Source organism: Jejuibacter sp. L23 (assembly GCF_050815825.1).
GTDB lineage: Bacteria > Pseudomonadota > Gammaproteobacteria > Enterobacterales > Enterobacteriaceae > Jejubacter > Jejubacter calystegiae.
This window is the reverse complement of sequence record NZ_CP138199.1, coordinates 3136340-3150032: the sequence shown is the minus strand read 5'-3', so window position 1 is coordinate 3150032 and position 13693 is coordinate 3136340. Positions and strand designations below refer to the sequence as shown.

Sequence of the window (13693 nt, the reverse complement as noted above, 5' to 3'; positions counted from 1 at the left end):
CCTTTTTTATGGGCGCAATATGGCTACAGCAACTGCTATCAAAGGCCGCAAAGGTGGCGGATCAAAACAGCGCACACCGGTTGAACAGCCGGACGATCTCCAGTCCGTAGCAAAAGCAAAAATTCTCCTGGCGCTGGGTGAGGGTGAATTTGCTGGCGCGTTGACGGCACAGGATATTTACCTTGACGGGACGCCGCTACAAAACGCGGATGGCTCTGATAATTTCGGTGGGGTAGCTTGGGAGTTTCGTGCTGGTACGCAGGCACAAAATTACATCCAGGGGATACCCGGCACAGAGAACGAAATAAACGTCGGTACTGAGATATCAAGTGTTACTGCATGGACGCATACATTTACGAATACCCAGCTATCTGCGGTGCGGCTGCGCCTCAAATGGCCGAGCCTGTTTAAACAGGAGGATTCCGGGGATCTGGTTGGTTACTCCATCAACTATGCCGTCGATTTGCAGACCGATGGCGGTACCTGGCAGACGGTGCTGAATACATCCGTAACAGGCAAAACCACATCCGGTTATGAGCGTAGTCACCGTATCGATTTGCCGCAGGCTGGCAGCACCTGGACTATTCGCGTTCGCAAAATCACGGCAGATGCCAACAGCGCCAAAATCGGCGATAAAATGTCCCTGGAGAGCTACACCGAGGTTATCGACGCGAAGCTGCGCTATCCGAACACTGCATTGCTATACGTCGAATTCGACTCCAGCCAGTTCAACGGCTCCATTCCTCAGATTTCGTGCGAGCCGCGCGGGCGTGTAATCCGGGTGCCGGATACCTATGACCCGGAAACCAGAACATATAGCGGAACCTGGACCGGTAATTTTAAATGGGCGTGGACTGATAACCCCGCCTGGGTTTTTTACGATCTTGTTGTGTCTGGCCGGTTCGGCCTGGGTAATCGCCTCACTGCTGCAAACATCGATAAATGGATGCTTTACCAGGTGGCGCAGTACTGCGATCAGATGGTGCCGGATGGGAAGGGCGGTAGCGGCACAGAGCCGCGCTATACCTGCAATGTGTACATTCAGGACCGCAACGAGGCATATACCGTTCTGCGCGATTTCGCCGCGATATTTCGCGGCATGACGTACTGGGGCGGCGATCAGATCGTCTGTCTTGCTGACATGCCGCGTGATGTTGATTTCTGCTATACCGCAGCGAACGTTATTGATGGCCGCTTTACATACTCCAGCAGCACGACAAAAAGCCGCTATACCACGGCGCTGGTTTCCTGGTCAGATCCGGCGAATGCCTATGCAGATGCCATGGAACCGGTATTCGAGCAGGATCTGGTACGCCGGTACGGTTTCAACCAGCTCGAAGTTACGGCTATCGGGTGTACGCGCCAGTCAGAAGCGAACAGGAAAGGACGCTGGGGGGTTCTGACGAACAATAAAGATCGGGTGGTGACGTTTGATGTGGGCCTCGATGGGAACATCCCGCAGCCGGGCTATATCATCGCCGTATCAGATCGCAACCTGTCCGGAAAAGACCTAGGTGGACGCGTATCCTCGGTCAATGGCCGGTCAATTACCCTGGACAGGGCGCCGACGGCGGGCAATGGCGATCGACTGTTAATCAACCTGCCCAGCGGTGTATCTCAGGCGCGCACGATTCAGGTCGTATCCGACAACGTTGTAACGGTAACTACTGCCTATAGTGAAACTCCGGCCAATGGCGCTGTGTGGGTGATTGAGTCGGATGCTTTGTATGCGCAGCAATATCGCGTCGTGACTGTCACCGATAACGATGACAACACTTACACGATTACCGCCGCATATCATGACCCTGACAAATACGCCCGCATCGATACCGGCGCGATTATTGACGAGCGACCGATCAGCGTTATTCCCCCGGGTAACCAGTCGCCCCCGGCAAACATCGCCATCGGTAGCTATTCGGTCGTGAGCCAGTGTATCAGCCTTGAAACGATGACTGTCACCTGGGACAAGGCCGACAATGCTATCGCATACGAGGCTCAGTGGCGCCGGAACGACGGCAACTGGGTGAACGTGCCGCGCAGTTCTACAACGTCGTTCGAGGTTCCCTCTATCTACGCCGGGCGTTACCTGGCGCGCGTGCGGGCGATTAATGCCGCTGAAATATCGTCAGGATGGGGATACTCGGAAGAGAAGACGCTGACCGGGAAAGTAGGCAACCCGCCGAAGCCGGTCGGCTTTCGTGCCTCCGAGGACGTCGTGATGGGTATCGAACTGAACTGGGGATTTCCGCCCAACACCGCGGATACGCTGAAAACTGAAATTCAGTACAGCTATACCAGTTCAGATGAAGATGCGATGCTGCTGACCGATGTCCCGTACCCGCAGGCTCGCTACCAGATGATGGGGCTACAATTCGGCCAGGTGTTCTGGTTCCGGGCGCAACTGGTGGATAAAACCGGGAATGAATCAGGCTATACCGATTGGGTTCGCGGCCAGTCCAGCGCCGATGCCTCTGACATCCTGGATGTTATCGGCGATGACATAATGACGACAGAAACCGGCCAGCAACTGGTAGAGCAGATCAACACCAACACCGACGCGATTATCTCCAACGCTCTGGCGAACGACGCAGATATCCAGCGCTGGCGAAAACAGGCCGGTAAAGCCTGGGCCGAAATACTGGAAATCCGCACTGTGCAGGCGACAGACCAAAAGGCCTTTGCAGAATATCAGCAGCTTGTTACGGCGCAGTTCAACGATACCAACGCTGCTGTGCAGACGACAGCATCAGCGCTGGCCGATCTGGATGGTAACCTGTCGGCGCAATATAACGTTAAAGTCGGCGTTACCTCCGGCGGTGTTTACTATGCAGCGGGGATGGGGATCGGTGTTGAGAGCACTCCCAGCGGAATGCAGACGCAGGTTGTATTCCTGGCCGATCGTTTTGCTGTTATGTCTGATGTAAACGGCACGCCAAAAACGTTTTTTGCGATTCAGTCCGGCCAAACCGTCATTGCAAATGCATTTATTGGTGATGGCACGATTACTAACGCAAAAATCGGTAGCTATATTCAGTCGAATAACTACGTAGCTGGGAAAACAGGATGGAAGCTGGATAAAAATGGAACGTTTGAAAATTATGGTAGCGACTCATCCGGCGCAATGAAGCAGACTAATACCAATATTTCGGTTCGTGATGCTAACGGAAGATTGCGTGTCCAGGTTGGTAAAATCACAGGAGCTTGGTAATGGCTTGGGGTATTCAAACATGGGATGCAAATGGTAATGCCAATAACTATGGGATAAATCCCGTTAACGTTGTTGGCACATTTCGTCTTAATAAAAATCAAATCACCGGGGATTATAAATTTACGGTCCCGCTTGGCTGTAAACTTGATGTAATGCCAGTGAGCCTGAATTTTGCATTTGATACAACTGCGCGCCGCCGGTTCGTGATCAGTGGCGGAACGGTCAGCGTCAAGGATGGTGCTGGATATTATGGCGTTGATGCGGATCAGGCTTCGGAGGTTTTTTGTCTGGTAATTGCTGTGAGAGTGTAAGTGATGAGTTTTGGAGCATACCTAACAACAGTAGACGGCGGGGTGTTTGTCACCCCTGATTCTATGCCTCTTTCCCTAATCGAAAAGAAAACCCTTGCAAATGGTACGTTTGAGGTTGCTGTTAACTATGACGCAACTCGCCCAATGATTCCATTCATCACCCACAACCGGGCAGCACCAGAAACAAACACCGCATCCACAGCCATCACTGCTTCGCTGGATAATGGCGTTTGCACGCTAAGCGCGTACTATTTGGGTGTCGAGGGCGGAACTATAGATGCGTATTTTTTTTCTGTTGAGCCTCAGACACCACCAGAATGGGGAATGGCAATCTGGGATTCTAACGGGGTTTGTATATTGACTAATGAAACAAAGGTATTAACTGATGTTGAGGCTATCGGAGATCCTTCTAATGAAAATAATAGTGGGACAAAGCTTGATGTAACTAAATCTGGGAAATGGGCCGTAATGCCACGAATGGTAGGTTATATTATTGGCATGGCCGGATCAGCCCAGCCGATACCATTTCAAACAATACAAACATCAATGGCGTACTACTCAGGAGGCAATACAAGAATAAAAGCCGTTGTAGGCATATCACCAGGTTCCGGGTTACTTAACCCAGGTTATATTAATTACCGAAACAGATATTTAATTACTGACGTTTCCCGCTATTAAACAAGATTGATCGATGAAAACGATCAATCTTGGCCCATTGATCTACCAAACCAATTGGATGAATTCGTGCCTGGCTGTTAATTTCGTATGAAATAACAGAATAAGGAACTACCGTGAGAGCGATTATTTTATCTCTGGTGATTTTTGCTGCTGGTTGCTCGTCGCTTGTAGAGCAACAGACGCCGGTATGCGATGCGGTCGCGATGATTGGCGGCCAGCACACGACTGTGCACATTTACGGCGTCCGCAGCGTGGCGAACCAGACGCAATACAAGGCTGGCTACCCATTTAACTGGCGATGGGTGAGCAGGGGTAATTTTGTCAGTTCGACATGCCAGAAGTAACCGAATTCTGACCCGCTACGGCGGGTTTTCTTTTTTCCAAAAACGACCGTTTTTGCAAAGCCTCCTTCGCGGGGCTTTTTTATTGGGAGAATTTCACTATGTCGATGTATGAAACCGGCACCGTATCCGCGACCGCCGACGCCACCACGATCACAGGTTCCGGTACGAAATGGGCGGACCAGAAAAACGGCATTGGCCCGCAGTGCACAATCGCGATTTACGACGCCGGGACCGTCGATTTGTACGCTATCGCCAGGGTGGACAGCGATACTCAATTAACGGTAACGCGTCCGGTATCAAAGGCGTTCTCCGGCGCCGCTTACGGCGTCATGGTGGCCGAAACCCAGTCGGTACAGTACTGGTCAAACATGCTCGCGTCACAGCTCGGCTACTACCAGTCACAGATGGACGGCTGGCAGGAAATCATGACCGGCACCGGTGAGGTGACCATCACAGCGCCGGACGGGCGGGAAGTTACGATCAGTTCGTTCAAGAAATTAACAGACGACATGGCCGGGAAAGCGGGGCTGGTTGACGGCGCCGTTCCGGTTGCACAGGGCGGGACTGGGGCAAAGACTGCAGCTGACGCTCGAACAAACTTCGGTTTAGGAAACAGCGCAATCAGGGACGTTGGCGCAGTGGCGGGAACGGTCGCCGCCGGCGATGATGCACGCCTAAGTACGGTGAACGGTAAAACTGGAGGTACGATTTCGTCTGCTGTGACAATCAAAGGTGTTGGTGGCGGAGCAACTGACTGGCATACAAATGCCGGTGGTGGTTTAGGTGTTAGGAAAGGAAATGGAGGTGACAATTCCATTGAGATGAACAATACGACAACGGATTCATCTCAGGGGAATTATGTAAACCAGATAGTCGGTAAGTGGTATAGCGGCTCCTGGGCGTTTGGTGCAATACGTAGCGGCTCAACCCAACTTGATCGTGTTCAGTTAAATGTGGTGGCAGAATCTGGAGGGGCTGCAGCATCTTTTATGTTTTACCCGGATGGGCGTGGCACCGGTGGTCAATGGGTATCACTCTCAGATGCGCGTATCAAAAAAGACATCGTGCGCATATCTGACCCACTCGTAAAGATGAGAACTATTAAGGGCTGCTTTTGGGAGCGTATTGACAATGAAACAACAGGTTACGGCTTTATTGCCCAAGACGTTGAGCAAGAGTTTCCCGAAGCGGTTAAAGGCGGCTATGACATTTCCCTGAAGGATGGCACAGTGATTTCTGATGTGAAAACTGTCGATACTTATGGGGTTGCTGCAGCTCTTCACCATGAAGCGATCCTTGCTCTCATGGATGATATTGAAAGGCTTAAAGCACAGGTCGATAACTTATGACGTTGCCGTATGTACGCTTTATAAAAAATTCCCCGCTTCAAAACAGGCTTAAATCTGCTCACATAGAGTTGCGGACATAAAATTTACAAAAATCATAATTCGAAGCGACATAGAAACTTAGAAGCGAAGCGGCGAACCTTTAAGCAGTGACGGTAGGGCCTGTATCTTGCGGACACTTACAAATAAAACTACTGTATATAAAAACAGTATTTGAGGTGTGTGCAATGGAATTCATCAGGCCAACAGAACTGCGAGAAATTATCGCTCTCCCGCTTTTCAGTGACTTAGTACAGTGTGGTTTCCCAAGCCCCGCAGCTGATTACGTTGAACAGCGTATCGATCTCAATGAGTTACTTGTCGCTCATCCGAGCTCCACCTATTTCGTCAAAGCCGCAGGTGATTCAATGATCGAAGCCGGGATTAGCGATGGTGATCTGCTGGTGGTGGACAGCTCGCGCACAGCTGAGCACGGAAACATTGTCATCGCCGCGGTGGAAGGGGAATTTACTGTTAAACGCCTGCAGTTACGCCCGACAGTCCAACTCATCCCAATGAATAGCGCCTACAGTCCGATTGTTGTAGGCAGCGAAGATACGCTGGACGTTTTCGGCGTTGTTACTTTCATCGTCAAATCGGCGAGCTGAGTATGTTTGCGCTCTGTGATGTGAATTCGTTCTACGCATCATGCGAGACCGTATTCAGGCCTGACCTGAGAGGGCGCCCGGTTGTCGTTCTCTCGAATAACGATGGCTGTGTAATCGCACGCAGTGCCGAGGCTAAGGCCGCTGGAATTACAATGGGAGAGCCTTTCTTCAAGCAAAAGGACTTATTTCGGCGCGCTGGGGTTGTTTGCTTCAGCAGCAACTACGAGCTGTACGCAGACATGTCGAACCGGGTAATGACGACGCTTGAGGAAATGAGCCCCCGCGTAGAAATTTACAGCATCGACGAAGCTTTTTGCGACCTCACAGGCGTGCGTAACTGCCGGGTGCTCGAGGAGTTCGGTCACGAGCTGAAAGATGCGGTGCGCAGGAATACCGGCCTGGCCGTCGGCTCGGTGAATGAAGTAGGGCTGTTTTTTGTCGCCGTCCTTCTTCCACTCGAACCATCCATCCGCAAAACAGATCGCCCTGCCATGCTGCCAGAGAGGTTTAAACATTCGGCTTGTGGACGCAGTCTCGACGCGCGCGTTAATCAGTGGTGCCTTGTCCCACCACCCGGGCGCGTATGACCACAGGACCGGATCGAGATGCAGTTGCTCGTCTCGTTCGCTCAGTAGCAGGACTTTTGTACCGGGCGCGACGTTGTACTGGCCTATGGGTTCCGGGTCGTATGCGATGTCGCGATCGGCTTCATCGGCCAGGTAAGCCAGATATTCTTCACGGGTTTGGGCTTGTGCAAAACGTCCACACATAGAAACCTCCAGCCAGATATCAGACTGAAAGTATAGGGCAGGGAGAAAAAAACAGGTGCGCACCGAAAGTCTATGATTTTGAAACATGGGTATGATGATGGAAGTCAGCAAGGCGGTAAATCGGGGGTTTGCGAAACTGGAAGGAGCTACGCAAAGTTGGGGAGGTTGTGGATCGAACTGATCCCGAAGTACACTCGTCGACCACTCGAAAAACGTGGCAACGGTTTGATCTTGAATGGATGTATTGGTAAGCATTGAAACCCGTTTTTAACGGGTTTCTGATGTGTAAGTGCCTGAATGGTATCAAGAAAGGCAGATTGTAGCGGAAACAGGAATCGTATTCGGTCTTTTTTTATCTGTATGTTTTTAAACGTGTTTTTATCGTCTCTCACGAAAGGACACGAAAATCTCCCGAAATCTTCATATCCTGTCTAAACCATATCATACTCAGCACCCCTGGAGTCCAGGTATTTTTGCGTCATTGTTAAATTCTTGTGACCAAGAAGTTTCCTTGCAAATTCTTCCCCACGCTCCCTTTCATACAACCTACTGGCGAGACTCCTGATTTCGTGGAAAGATGGCGGGTTGGGGCCAAATCGCAATCCTGACATGTCCCTCATATCAGAAAAAGCCTGGGTCAGTCCATCTGGCGTTAGTGGCCCTGGCTTTCTTCCTCCGCGACGCACCGCTGAGTAAATCATATAGTCCGATGGGTTGTTAGTACGACATTGGTCTATGACATCCTGCAATACCAGCCCTGCGGAGTCTAGTGTTAAATCAAGGGGAATCGCGAGTTTGTGGCCAGTCTTCTCCTGCTCTACAAACAGACGCCCATCTTTTATGTGGCTGAATTGAAATTTGGCTACATCTTCTCGCCTCTGCCCTGTTACCAGCGCCAGATTGAAAGCGTTGGCGGCCCAGGATGAGTTTCTGATGGCTGCATCCCTGATGATTATGAATGGCTCAAGAAGAAGTCTCTCCCTCTTAACCTCTGGCGTCGGAGTTCTTGTCGGCTCTACAGGATTTCTTTCAAGATGGCCTTCCACCATCGCCTCCCTGAATATGTCCATCAGAACAGATCTGAGACCGGCAGCCATGCTTTTCTTCCCGCATGAGACGTATGACTCCAGAAATTCAGCGATGTCCTTTGTCGATATTGCGGACAGAGGAAACCGGCCAAATTCATCATCTATGGTTTGTAGTTGATTGTTCCTGACCTTCATCGTGTTGGGCTTCAATTCACGGCGCTCCAGAATGACCCTGTACCGCTTGAGCCATTCAGTCACTGTGAATGTGGGGACATCTTTGATGCGGTCGAGCAGTGTGGAGGGGATGTAGTTCTGCTCTATATAGTTGTTGGCTTCAATAGCTTGGGCGATTGCATCCTTGCGTGAGATGCGCCCCAGTGATATCTCTTGCTCGGTCATCGGATTGCGCCATGAGTAGATTTTGTTGCGTTTACGATAGGTCAGGTTACGGGGTAAGTTAGCGTCGTAACGGGCTGGCCTGTTCGCCATGTTTTAATCTCTCCAGTAGCGTGCCTTTGCTCGGCAGTTTCACATGTTTTGGCTTGAGGTTCTTCTTGCTAGGGTCCACATACACCGCATCATGCTGAACCTTATACTCCCTGCCATGCAGTTCCGGGGCGGGGTAGATACGTCCCTCCCTGGTCCATCGCTGCAACGTTCTCAGTGAGGGTGGAGTTTCATAGTGCGCGTCAGCCCATTGCAATAACGTAAGCAACTTTGCCATTTGTCTCTCCTGTGTATTTTCCACATTTGCTATGCAAATCAACGCAAAATAAAAAGGCCGCCGATTGGCGACCTTGTGAGTAGGTGGTTTGTTTTCTACTTAACAGGCTCTGATTTTCGCCTGATTTCTATCATCCTGATGTAAAATTCGTACAGCTCCTTTTCTTGCCTGTCTCTCATTTCCTTCGGCAACAATTCCCGATTACTCTGCCATTCTTTAATCACGGAGTCGCATTCTTTGTATGCGTCATCGACGATTTTACGAGCATCAATATCAGACTTGATGTACGGGATAGTGTGATTGTTGAGGCAACGAGAAACGGGATCCCCATAGCCAGAATCGTCAGCAAAAGCTGCGGTAGAAATTGCGAGTAGTGCCAGCGCTAACAGCCTCATTTTTTGGCGTTATCCTCTGCCATTTTCAGATAGCGAGGGTCTGACGCATTCGGCAGCTTAACGCTCTGCTCTCGATAGTGGCGTAGTCGTTCCATGAAATACTCCTGATACTGTTCTGGCTGCTCCCTCATGACCTGCTCAGCGATAATCGGCATATTGAGGCGCTCTTTGTAAGCAACGCCTGACGCTGCGAGGTCAACATTAACCTTATCCTGCTCTTCGACACTACGTGCCGCGATGTTCCACTTAGACATGACTAAACCCTCCAGTTGCGGAGAGTATAAATCGTTGTGGGATAGGGGAGGGATTATTTGATCAAATGATCAACTGATTATTTCACCTTCGGAGCCGCTTTTATCATCGCTTCATAGATATCGCTCATCACACCACCTCGCCATTATTAGCCACCTGATTGCGATTAGAGCGGCATATCAGAGCCCAACAATTCATATCGCAAATCAGAGCCACGCGCATTTCCGCAGTAAAGCGGAAGCCCAGCTTATTTGATTTTCCAACTGACCTGCGACGTGTCCGCATTATCTTGCGAACGTGGGCCGCCTGTACTTCATCGCGCCGTTGTTTAGAAGCGTAAACACCTTTCGCAGGCATCTTCCGGGTCTGTTTTTGATACGCATTAAACAAATCATGTACATCAGATGATTTAGCCATATCACACCACCTCGCACTCTATTCCAGCAGATTTGCATGCCAATATGAATGCATCCCGGCATCTGACTATGGCCCAATTACGAATACCCGCGTTTATAGCTACCTGTGCATCAGAGCCGTCGTCAGGCTCCAGAGGCGCCAACTCAACCCGCACCCGGCGTGATTCCAGTTCTGCTATGCGACTCTCAAGCGCATTAATGACAAACAGGGCGTCAGTGCTGTTAATGACATTATTTCTCTCTGCGATATTTTTAATTAACTGTATTTTTTGTTTCACGCTTAATTCACTCATCGCCAGTCCCCTCAATATAAATCCCAGTCGCCATTCCACGCATCAGCAGGAGACAATCCACGATCAAATTCATCTCGCCATTTGCTCGGGTCGCCAGCGTTATCGAATCCCTTATTCCGTGCGATTTCGTTGAGTTGCTGCCACCAGGAACTAAAATCAGTGTTATTCGCCATTGCTGCGGGCCTCCTTCATTTCCCCTGTTGCGATGTAATAATCAATGTCACTCTCTTTCATTGTCGGCTGTGGCCATCCTGCATCCCTCCAGATATCGCCAGGCACGCGAGTTTTAATGATTCCGTTGTGTAAAATCCATTGGCGGTCATTATTTATTGAGCCGTAAATTACGCCCGGCATCATGCCGCCCCCTTGCCGCTGCGCAGTTGCTCTGCACAATGCAGGAGGGCGTCGGTAGCCTCAAATACGCTGACAATGTCACTATCGCTCATCCCTGCGAGCCGGGCGCGTTTAACGAATTCTTGGTACAGTTCGTTGCGTGCCGTATCGCGCATATCTGCAATCACTGCGTCGGTGGCGGGGGTTTTTACGTTAACTATTCTCCCCATCACTTCCTGAGCTCTCCGGTCGCAATTGAAAAACACTTCATCTTCCATGAATGTGATATTCGCTATCTCTGATTTAAGTCTCGCGCTCTCCGCCGCCAGCGCTTCAACTTTTGCATTCAGGTTCTGCACTGTTGCTTCATATGCTGTAAGCGCTTGCATATGCTCTTCTTTAAGCTTCTCAATCTCGCTCATAAACCCTCCGTTAATTTCCTGCTGATATTGCGATTAATATTTGAATAATGTCCGGTTTGCTTCTGTCGAGCTTTTTAGCCAGGCTGGCTAATGTTGTTCTCGGGTTGCGCTTAATAAGGAATTCGACTTCATACGGCTCCCACGCCTGCTTATGCGTTTCCTTTTTCTATTCGGTTTCTTCTGCAATGCGATGGGCTTTGAGTGGGTTTTTAGTGAAAGTTTTATCAGGGAGCATCCATCCGCCATACGCTGAGTAATAACGAATGACGGTGCTCCCACATCTGATATTGTCTGTGGGAGAGTGCATGATTTATTTCCATTGTTCGCCGAAAGAAAAACCAATTTCACTGAGCGCCTCATCCATTTTCTCTATGAATTCTGGAATCAGTTCGTTGAAGTCAGCCATGTATTTTTCATCACGCTCAACCACAACATGATGGATTCCCTCCCGTTTCATGCGAGGGTCGTAATTAGCAAAGAACCAACTATCCTTTCCGGTAACCCACATGCTGTACTGAACCTGAGCCATGTACGCTGATTTTATTGCCTCAAATCCACCAAGGCGGAATTTCATAAAGTCGCGAGAGGTGAAAGGGCACTTCAACTCCAGACCGTATCCATTGCTGCACAAGCCGTCAGGAGAGCAGGAAGTTCTCATGCCATCGTCTCGGAAAAGTATTGGCGATTCGACCACGTTAACGCCGGTAGTGAATTCGAAAAGAACTCTGGCGTCGTCTTCAAATTGTTTCCCCCAGGCCAATGCCTTTGCATTAACTTCAGGCGAAACCCCAGTGCAAACCTCAGCAAGCAGAGTATGAAAGTATGACATTTTCATATCTGTCCATTTCTTTCCTGAGCGAGGTTTTGATATAACATTGTGAACATCAGATGCGGTGATAACACCGAGTCTCAGCTTATGCCACGCTTCATTACCTTGCTCAATATTTGTAACGTCAATGCCAGTGCGTTCCATTATTATTTCAGGTGTCATGCTGCCGCCTTTTGCTTCAGGAAGCCGAGAGCCTTAGCAGCTTCAATCTGGCTAAGTTCTGATGCACCTCTAATTTCTCTGCGGAATATTTTTGAACACAGGGGTAAGAGGTCTTCATTCCACGTCTTGTTCATGGAAATAAGAACATCGTTAATTTCTTTTATTATTTCCTCTCCTGCCGGAGTGACATCCCTCTCTGTCTGTCGTTCATTTGAAAAGTTAATACCTTCCTCACCCTCGGTGTTAACGTGGTCGATTGCGGCATCCAGGCGTTCACGGCGAGGCCAGTATTTGGCCGCCTGTTTAACGACAGTCTTGAGAATCATTTGCTCTTCGTCGGTTACCCAGGGGCATGACTTACCTTTGCTTTTGTATGCCTTCCAGGCCTCAGAGCGGTCACGAATTGCGCAGATATCATCAATTCGCATGGTGTGAGTTAAGTAATCGCCATCGTCTGTCTTTATGACTACATATGCACCGACGATGTCACCTCGCTGCTCTGCCGTGTCGAAGTCGTTGTATATGTGTACTGGTGGCTTATCCAGCCCCTCACGGTGGAAGCTGTCGTTCTTTCTGACAATAGATGACTGGCACCACTTTATTGCCCCTGATTGCTGAGCAATATGCATCAGCCCCATGTAGCTAATATCAAGACAGATAGCGCCTTTCCTTGGGACCAGGTAAGCTAACTTCTGCGCTGGGTTCAGAGTAACGCCTATCGCGGCCACATTCATAACCGCGCTTCTGGTACTCACTTGATTGTCAACCGCAACCTTTGCCAGATAATCATTATTAGCAAAAATCTGCATGGCAAACTCAGCTTCCCGCTTGAATGTTACGCCAGGCTCAGTACAGATTTGCTCAAACTCAGATTTCAGTGGGTTTATTAGATTATGAACATGATTTACCAACTGATGATTCATGCCGCCTCCTGATGTCTGCGTTTAAATATTTCCATCACGTACTCATTGGTCACTCTGAATGTCAGTAAGTCCCATAACATTTCCGCCGCCCGTTCCTGATATTCGATATCGTGGTCTTCCATAAACGAAACCGCGTCCTCTGTGTTTGAATCAGGCTTTATATTTCTGAGTAGGGCGGTGATTGGGTTTGATGATTTGGTTAGTGCCTCAACTTCGGCATAAATTCGTTCTCTGTCGTCTTCGGTGAGCATTGCTTTAATGCGCTTCAACTCTTCGATGTCTCGGATGCTTAATCTCATGACTGCCCTTCCTGTGTCAGAAACTCAACAAGTTTTTGCAGCAGACTTTTCCAGCGCGGCGGCGGTACAAATGACGCACTTGACACGCGGAATGACGGGTGATGCTGCATGAATTTAATGTAATTAACTGAGCCACCCGGCACGGTGGCCCCTGCATTAACAAACTGCATGGGTGTACTCCTTATTTATTGTGTGCATATCGCAGCTAACGTTATTAGCTCTGATATGCGCGCATAAAAAAGCCCCGGACACGGGGCAATAACTTCAAGGGATAACGAGCTATGCTCACATAGCGCACTGGTTAATGCGCTAT

Annotated in this window: 20 protein-coding genes and 2 pseudogenes; 7 read left to right on the top strand and 15 right to left on the bottom strand. The window is 49.6% G+C overall.

Annotation, left to right across the window (positions count from 1 at the left end):
* Positions 1 to 19: 19 nt before the first annotated feature.
* The 7 genes and pseudogenes from SCU88_RS14820 to SCU88_RS14790 all read left to right on the top strand — a co-directional run.
* Positions 20 to 3208, top strand: coding sequence for a TipJ family phage tail tip protein (locus tag SCU88_RS14820; protein ID WP_175341770.1), 3189 nt, complete (start codon positions 20 to 22; stop codon positions 3206 to 3208).
* A complete protein-coding gene (locus SCU88_RS14815) occupies positions 3208 to 3519 on the top strand; it encodes a hypothetical protein (protein WP_175341769.1) in 312 nt (103 codons plus the stop codon). The genes SCU88_RS14820 and SCU88_RS14815 overlap by 1 nt, the downstream gene beginning before the upstream one ends.
* A gap of 3 nt (positions 3520 to 3522) precedes the next feature.
* A complete protein-coding gene (locus SCU88_RS14810) occupies positions 3523 to 4197 on the top strand; it encodes a hypothetical protein (RefSeq protein ID WP_175341768.1) in 675 nt (224 codons plus the stop codon).
* A 113-nt stretch (positions 4198 to 4310) separates the two neighbouring features.
* Entirely contained in the window at positions 4311 to 4541 is a 231-nt protein-coding gene (cor, locus tag SCU88_RS14805; RefSeq protein ID WP_175341767.1) for a phage exclusion lipoprotein Cor, read from the top strand.
* Positions 4542 to 4639: 98 nt separating this feature from the next.
* Positions 4640 to 5890 (top strand): tail fiber domain-containing protein, encoded by a 1251-nt coding sequence (locus tag SCU88_RS14800; RefSeq protein WP_175341766.1) that lies wholly within the window; start codon positions 4640 to 4642, stop codon positions 5888 to 5890.
* A 224-nt stretch (positions 5891 to 6114) separates the two neighbouring features.
* Positions 6115 to 6534 carry a translesion error-prone DNA polymerase V autoproteolytic subunit gene (locus SCU88_RS14795; protein ID WP_175341765.1) on the top strand — a complete coding sequence of 140 codons (420 nt, stop codon included), beginning with the start codon at positions 6115 to 6117 and terminating at the stop codon, positions 6532 to 6534.
* Positions 6535 to 6536: 2 nt separating this feature from the next.
* Positions 6537 to 6881 (top strand): annotated as a pseudogene (locus SCU88_RS14790) (DNA polymerase V subunit UmuC); the annotation flags it as partial.
* A gap of 51 nt (positions 6882 to 6932) precedes the next feature.
* On the opposite strand, the pseudogene SCU88_RS14785 reads toward SCU88_RS14790, so the two are convergent.
* The 15 genes and pseudogenes from SCU88_RS14785 to SCU88_RS14715 all read right to left on the bottom strand — a co-directional run.
* Positions 6933 to 7304: pseudogene (locus tag SCU88_RS14785) on the bottom strand (SOS response-associated peptidase family protein); the annotation flags it as partial.
* A 431-nt stretch (positions 7305 to 7735) separates the two neighbouring features.
* Entirely contained in the window at positions 7736 to 8821 is a 1086-nt protein-coding gene (locus SCU88_RS14780) for a tyrosine-type recombinase/integrase (protein WP_175341620.1), read from the bottom strand.
* The gene (locus SCU88_RS14775; protein WP_175341619.1) at positions 8790 to 9056 is read right to left on the bottom strand and encodes an excisionase; all 267 of its coding nucleotides are present in this window, start codon (positions 9054 to 9056) and stop codon (positions 8790 to 8792) included. Before SCU88_RS14775 ends, SCU88_RS14780 begins: the two co-directional genes overlap by 32 nt.
* Positions 9057 to 9151: 95 nt before the next feature.
* Entirely contained in the window at positions 9152 to 9451 is a 300-nt protein-coding gene (locus SCU88_RS14770) for a hypothetical protein (RefSeq protein ID WP_175341618.1), read from the bottom strand.
* Positions 9448 to 9705 (bottom strand): DNA polymerase III subunit theta, encoded by a 258-nt coding sequence (locus SCU88_RS14765; protein ID WP_175341617.1) that lies wholly within the window; start codon positions 9703 to 9705, stop codon positions 9448 to 9450. Before SCU88_RS14765 ends, SCU88_RS14770 begins: the two co-directional genes overlap by 4 nt.
* A 127-nt stretch (positions 9706 to 9832) precedes the next feature.
* A complete protein-coding gene (locus tag SCU88_RS14760; RefSeq protein WP_175341616.1) occupies positions 9833 to 10120 on the bottom strand; it encodes a hypothetical protein in 288 nt (95 codons plus the stop codon).
* A gap of 1 nt (position 10121) precedes the next feature.
* Positions 10122 to 10412: a hypothetical protein gene (locus tag SCU88_RS14755; protein ID WP_175341615.1), complete on the bottom strand. Its 291-nt coding sequence runs from the start codon at positions 10410 to 10412 to the stop codon at positions 10122 to 10124.
* A gap of 11 nt (positions 10413 to 10423) precedes the next feature.
* Entirely contained in the window at positions 10424 to 10585 is a 162-nt protein-coding gene (locus SCU88_RS14750; protein WP_175341614.1) for a hypothetical protein, read from the bottom strand.
* Positions 10575 to 10769, bottom strand: coding sequence for a hypothetical protein (locus SCU88_RS14745; RefSeq protein WP_175341613.1), 195 nt, complete (start codon positions 10767 to 10769; stop codon positions 10575 to 10577). The genes SCU88_RS14750 and SCU88_RS14745 overlap by 11 nt, the downstream gene beginning before the upstream one ends.
* The gene (locus tag SCU88_RS14740) at positions 10766 to 11167 is read right to left on the bottom strand and encodes a hypothetical protein (RefSeq protein ID WP_175341612.1); all 402 of its coding nucleotides are present in this window, start codon (positions 11165 to 11167) and stop codon (positions 10766 to 10768) included. Before SCU88_RS14740 ends, SCU88_RS14745 begins: the two co-directional genes overlap by 4 nt.
* Positions 11168 to 11333: 166 nt before the next feature.
* Positions 11334 to 11474, bottom strand: coding sequence for a DUF1317 family protein (locus SCU88_RS14735; protein WP_175341611.1), 141 nt, complete (start codon positions 11472 to 11474; stop codon positions 11334 to 11336).
* Positions 11475 to 11477: 3 nt separating this feature from the next.
* On the bottom strand, positions 11478 to 12158 hold the full coding sequence (locus tag SCU88_RS14730; RefSeq protein ID WP_175341610.1) for a YqaJ viral recombinase family protein: 681 nt from the start codon (positions 12156 to 12158) through the stop codon (positions 11478 to 11480).
* A complete protein-coding gene (locus SCU88_RS14725) occupies positions 12155 to 13081 on the bottom strand; it encodes a recombinase RecT (RefSeq protein WP_175341609.1) in 927 nt (308 codons plus the stop codon). Before SCU88_RS14725 ends, SCU88_RS14730 begins: the two co-directional genes overlap by 4 nt.
* A complete protein-coding gene (locus SCU88_RS14720) occupies positions 13078 to 13380 on the bottom strand; it encodes a hypothetical protein (protein WP_175341608.1) in 303 nt (100 codons plus the stop codon). Before SCU88_RS14720 ends, SCU88_RS14725 begins: the two co-directional genes overlap by 4 nt.
* A complete protein-coding gene (locus tag SCU88_RS14715) occupies positions 13377 to 13550 on the bottom strand; it encodes a hypothetical protein (protein ID WP_175341607.1) in 174 nt (57 codons plus the stop codon). Before SCU88_RS14715 ends, SCU88_RS14720 begins: the two co-directional genes overlap by 4 nt.
* Positions 13551 to 13693: the final 143 nt, after the last annotated feature.

What these genes read in the sequence shown, in the direction of transcription:
- SCU88_RS14820 (WP_175341770.1), top strand. Translation starts at nt 20, where the DNA reads ATGGCTACAGCAACTGCTATCAAAGGCCGCAAAGGTGGCGGATCAAAA.
- SCU88_RS14815 (WP_175341769.1), top strand. Translation starts at nt 3,208, where the DNA reads ATGGCTTGGGGTATTCAAACATGGGATGCAAATGGTAATGCCAATAAC.
- SCU88_RS14810 (WP_175341768.1), top strand. Translation starts at nt 3,523, where the DNA reads ATGAGTTTTGGAGCATACCTAACAACAGTAGACGGCGGGGTGTTTGTC.
- SCU88_RS14800 (WP_175341766.1), top strand. Translation starts at nt 4,640, where the DNA reads ATGTCGATGTATGAAACCGGCACCGTATCCGCGACCGCCGACGCCACC.
- SCU88_RS14795 (WP_175341765.1), top strand. Translation starts at nt 6,115, where the DNA reads ATGGAATTCATCAGGCCAACAGAACTGCGAGAAATTATCGCTCTCCCG.
- SCU88_RS14780 (WP_175341620.1), bottom strand. Translation starts at nt 8,821, where the DNA reads ATGGCGAACAGGCCAGCCCGTTACGACGCTAACTTACCCCGTAACCTG.
- SCU88_RS14775 (WP_175341619.1), bottom strand. Translation starts at nt 9,056, where the DNA reads ATGGCAAAGTTGCTTACGTTATTGCAATGGGCTGACGCGCACTATGAA.
- SCU88_RS14770 (WP_175341618.1), bottom strand. Translation starts at nt 9,451, where the DNA reads ATGAGGCTGTTAGCGCTGGCACTACTCGCAATTTCTACCGCAGCTTTT.
- SCU88_RS14765 (WP_175341617.1), bottom strand. Translation starts at nt 9,705, where the DNA reads ATGTCTAAGTGGAACATCGCGGCACGTAGTGTCGAAGAGCAGGATAAG.
- SCU88_RS14760 (WP_175341616.1), bottom strand. Translation starts at nt 10,120, where the DNA reads ATGGCTAAATCATCTGATGTACATGATTTGTTTAATGCGTATCAAAAA.
- SCU88_RS14755 (WP_175341615.1), bottom strand. Translation starts at nt 10,412, where the DNA reads ATGAGTGAATTAAGCGTGAAACAAAAAATACAGTTAATTAAAAATATC.
- SCU88_RS14750 (WP_175341614.1), bottom strand. Translation starts at nt 10,585, where the DNA reads ATGGCGAATAACACTGATTTTAGTTCCTGGTGGCAGCAACTCAACGAA.
- SCU88_RS14745 (WP_175341613.1), bottom strand. Translation starts at nt 10,769, where the DNA reads ATGATGCCGGGCGTAATTTACGGCTCAATAAATAATGACCGCCAATGG.
- SCU88_RS14740 (WP_175341612.1), bottom strand. Translation starts at nt 11,167, where the DNA reads ATGAGCGAGATTGAGAAGCTTAAAGAAGAGCATATGCAAGCGCTTACA.
- SCU88_RS14735 (WP_175341611.1), bottom strand. Translation starts at nt 11,474, where the DNA reads ATGCACTCTCCCACAGACAATATCAGATGTGGGAGCACCGTCATTCGT.
- SCU88_RS14730 (WP_175341610.1), bottom strand. Translation starts at nt 12,158, where the DNA reads ATGACACCTGAAATAATAATGGAACGCACTGGCATTGACGTTACAAAT.
- SCU88_RS14725 (WP_175341609.1), bottom strand. Translation starts at nt 13,081, where the DNA reads ATGAATCATCAGTTGGTAAATCATGTTCATAATCTAATAAACCCACTG.
- SCU88_RS14720 (WP_175341608.1), bottom strand. Translation starts at nt 13,380, where the DNA reads ATGAGATTAAGCATCCGAGACATCGAAGAGTTGAAGCGCATTAAAGCA.
- SCU88_RS14715 (WP_175341607.1), bottom strand. Translation starts at nt 13,550, where the DNA reads ATGCAGTTTGTTAATGCAGGGGCCACCGTGCCGGGTGGCTCAGTTAAT.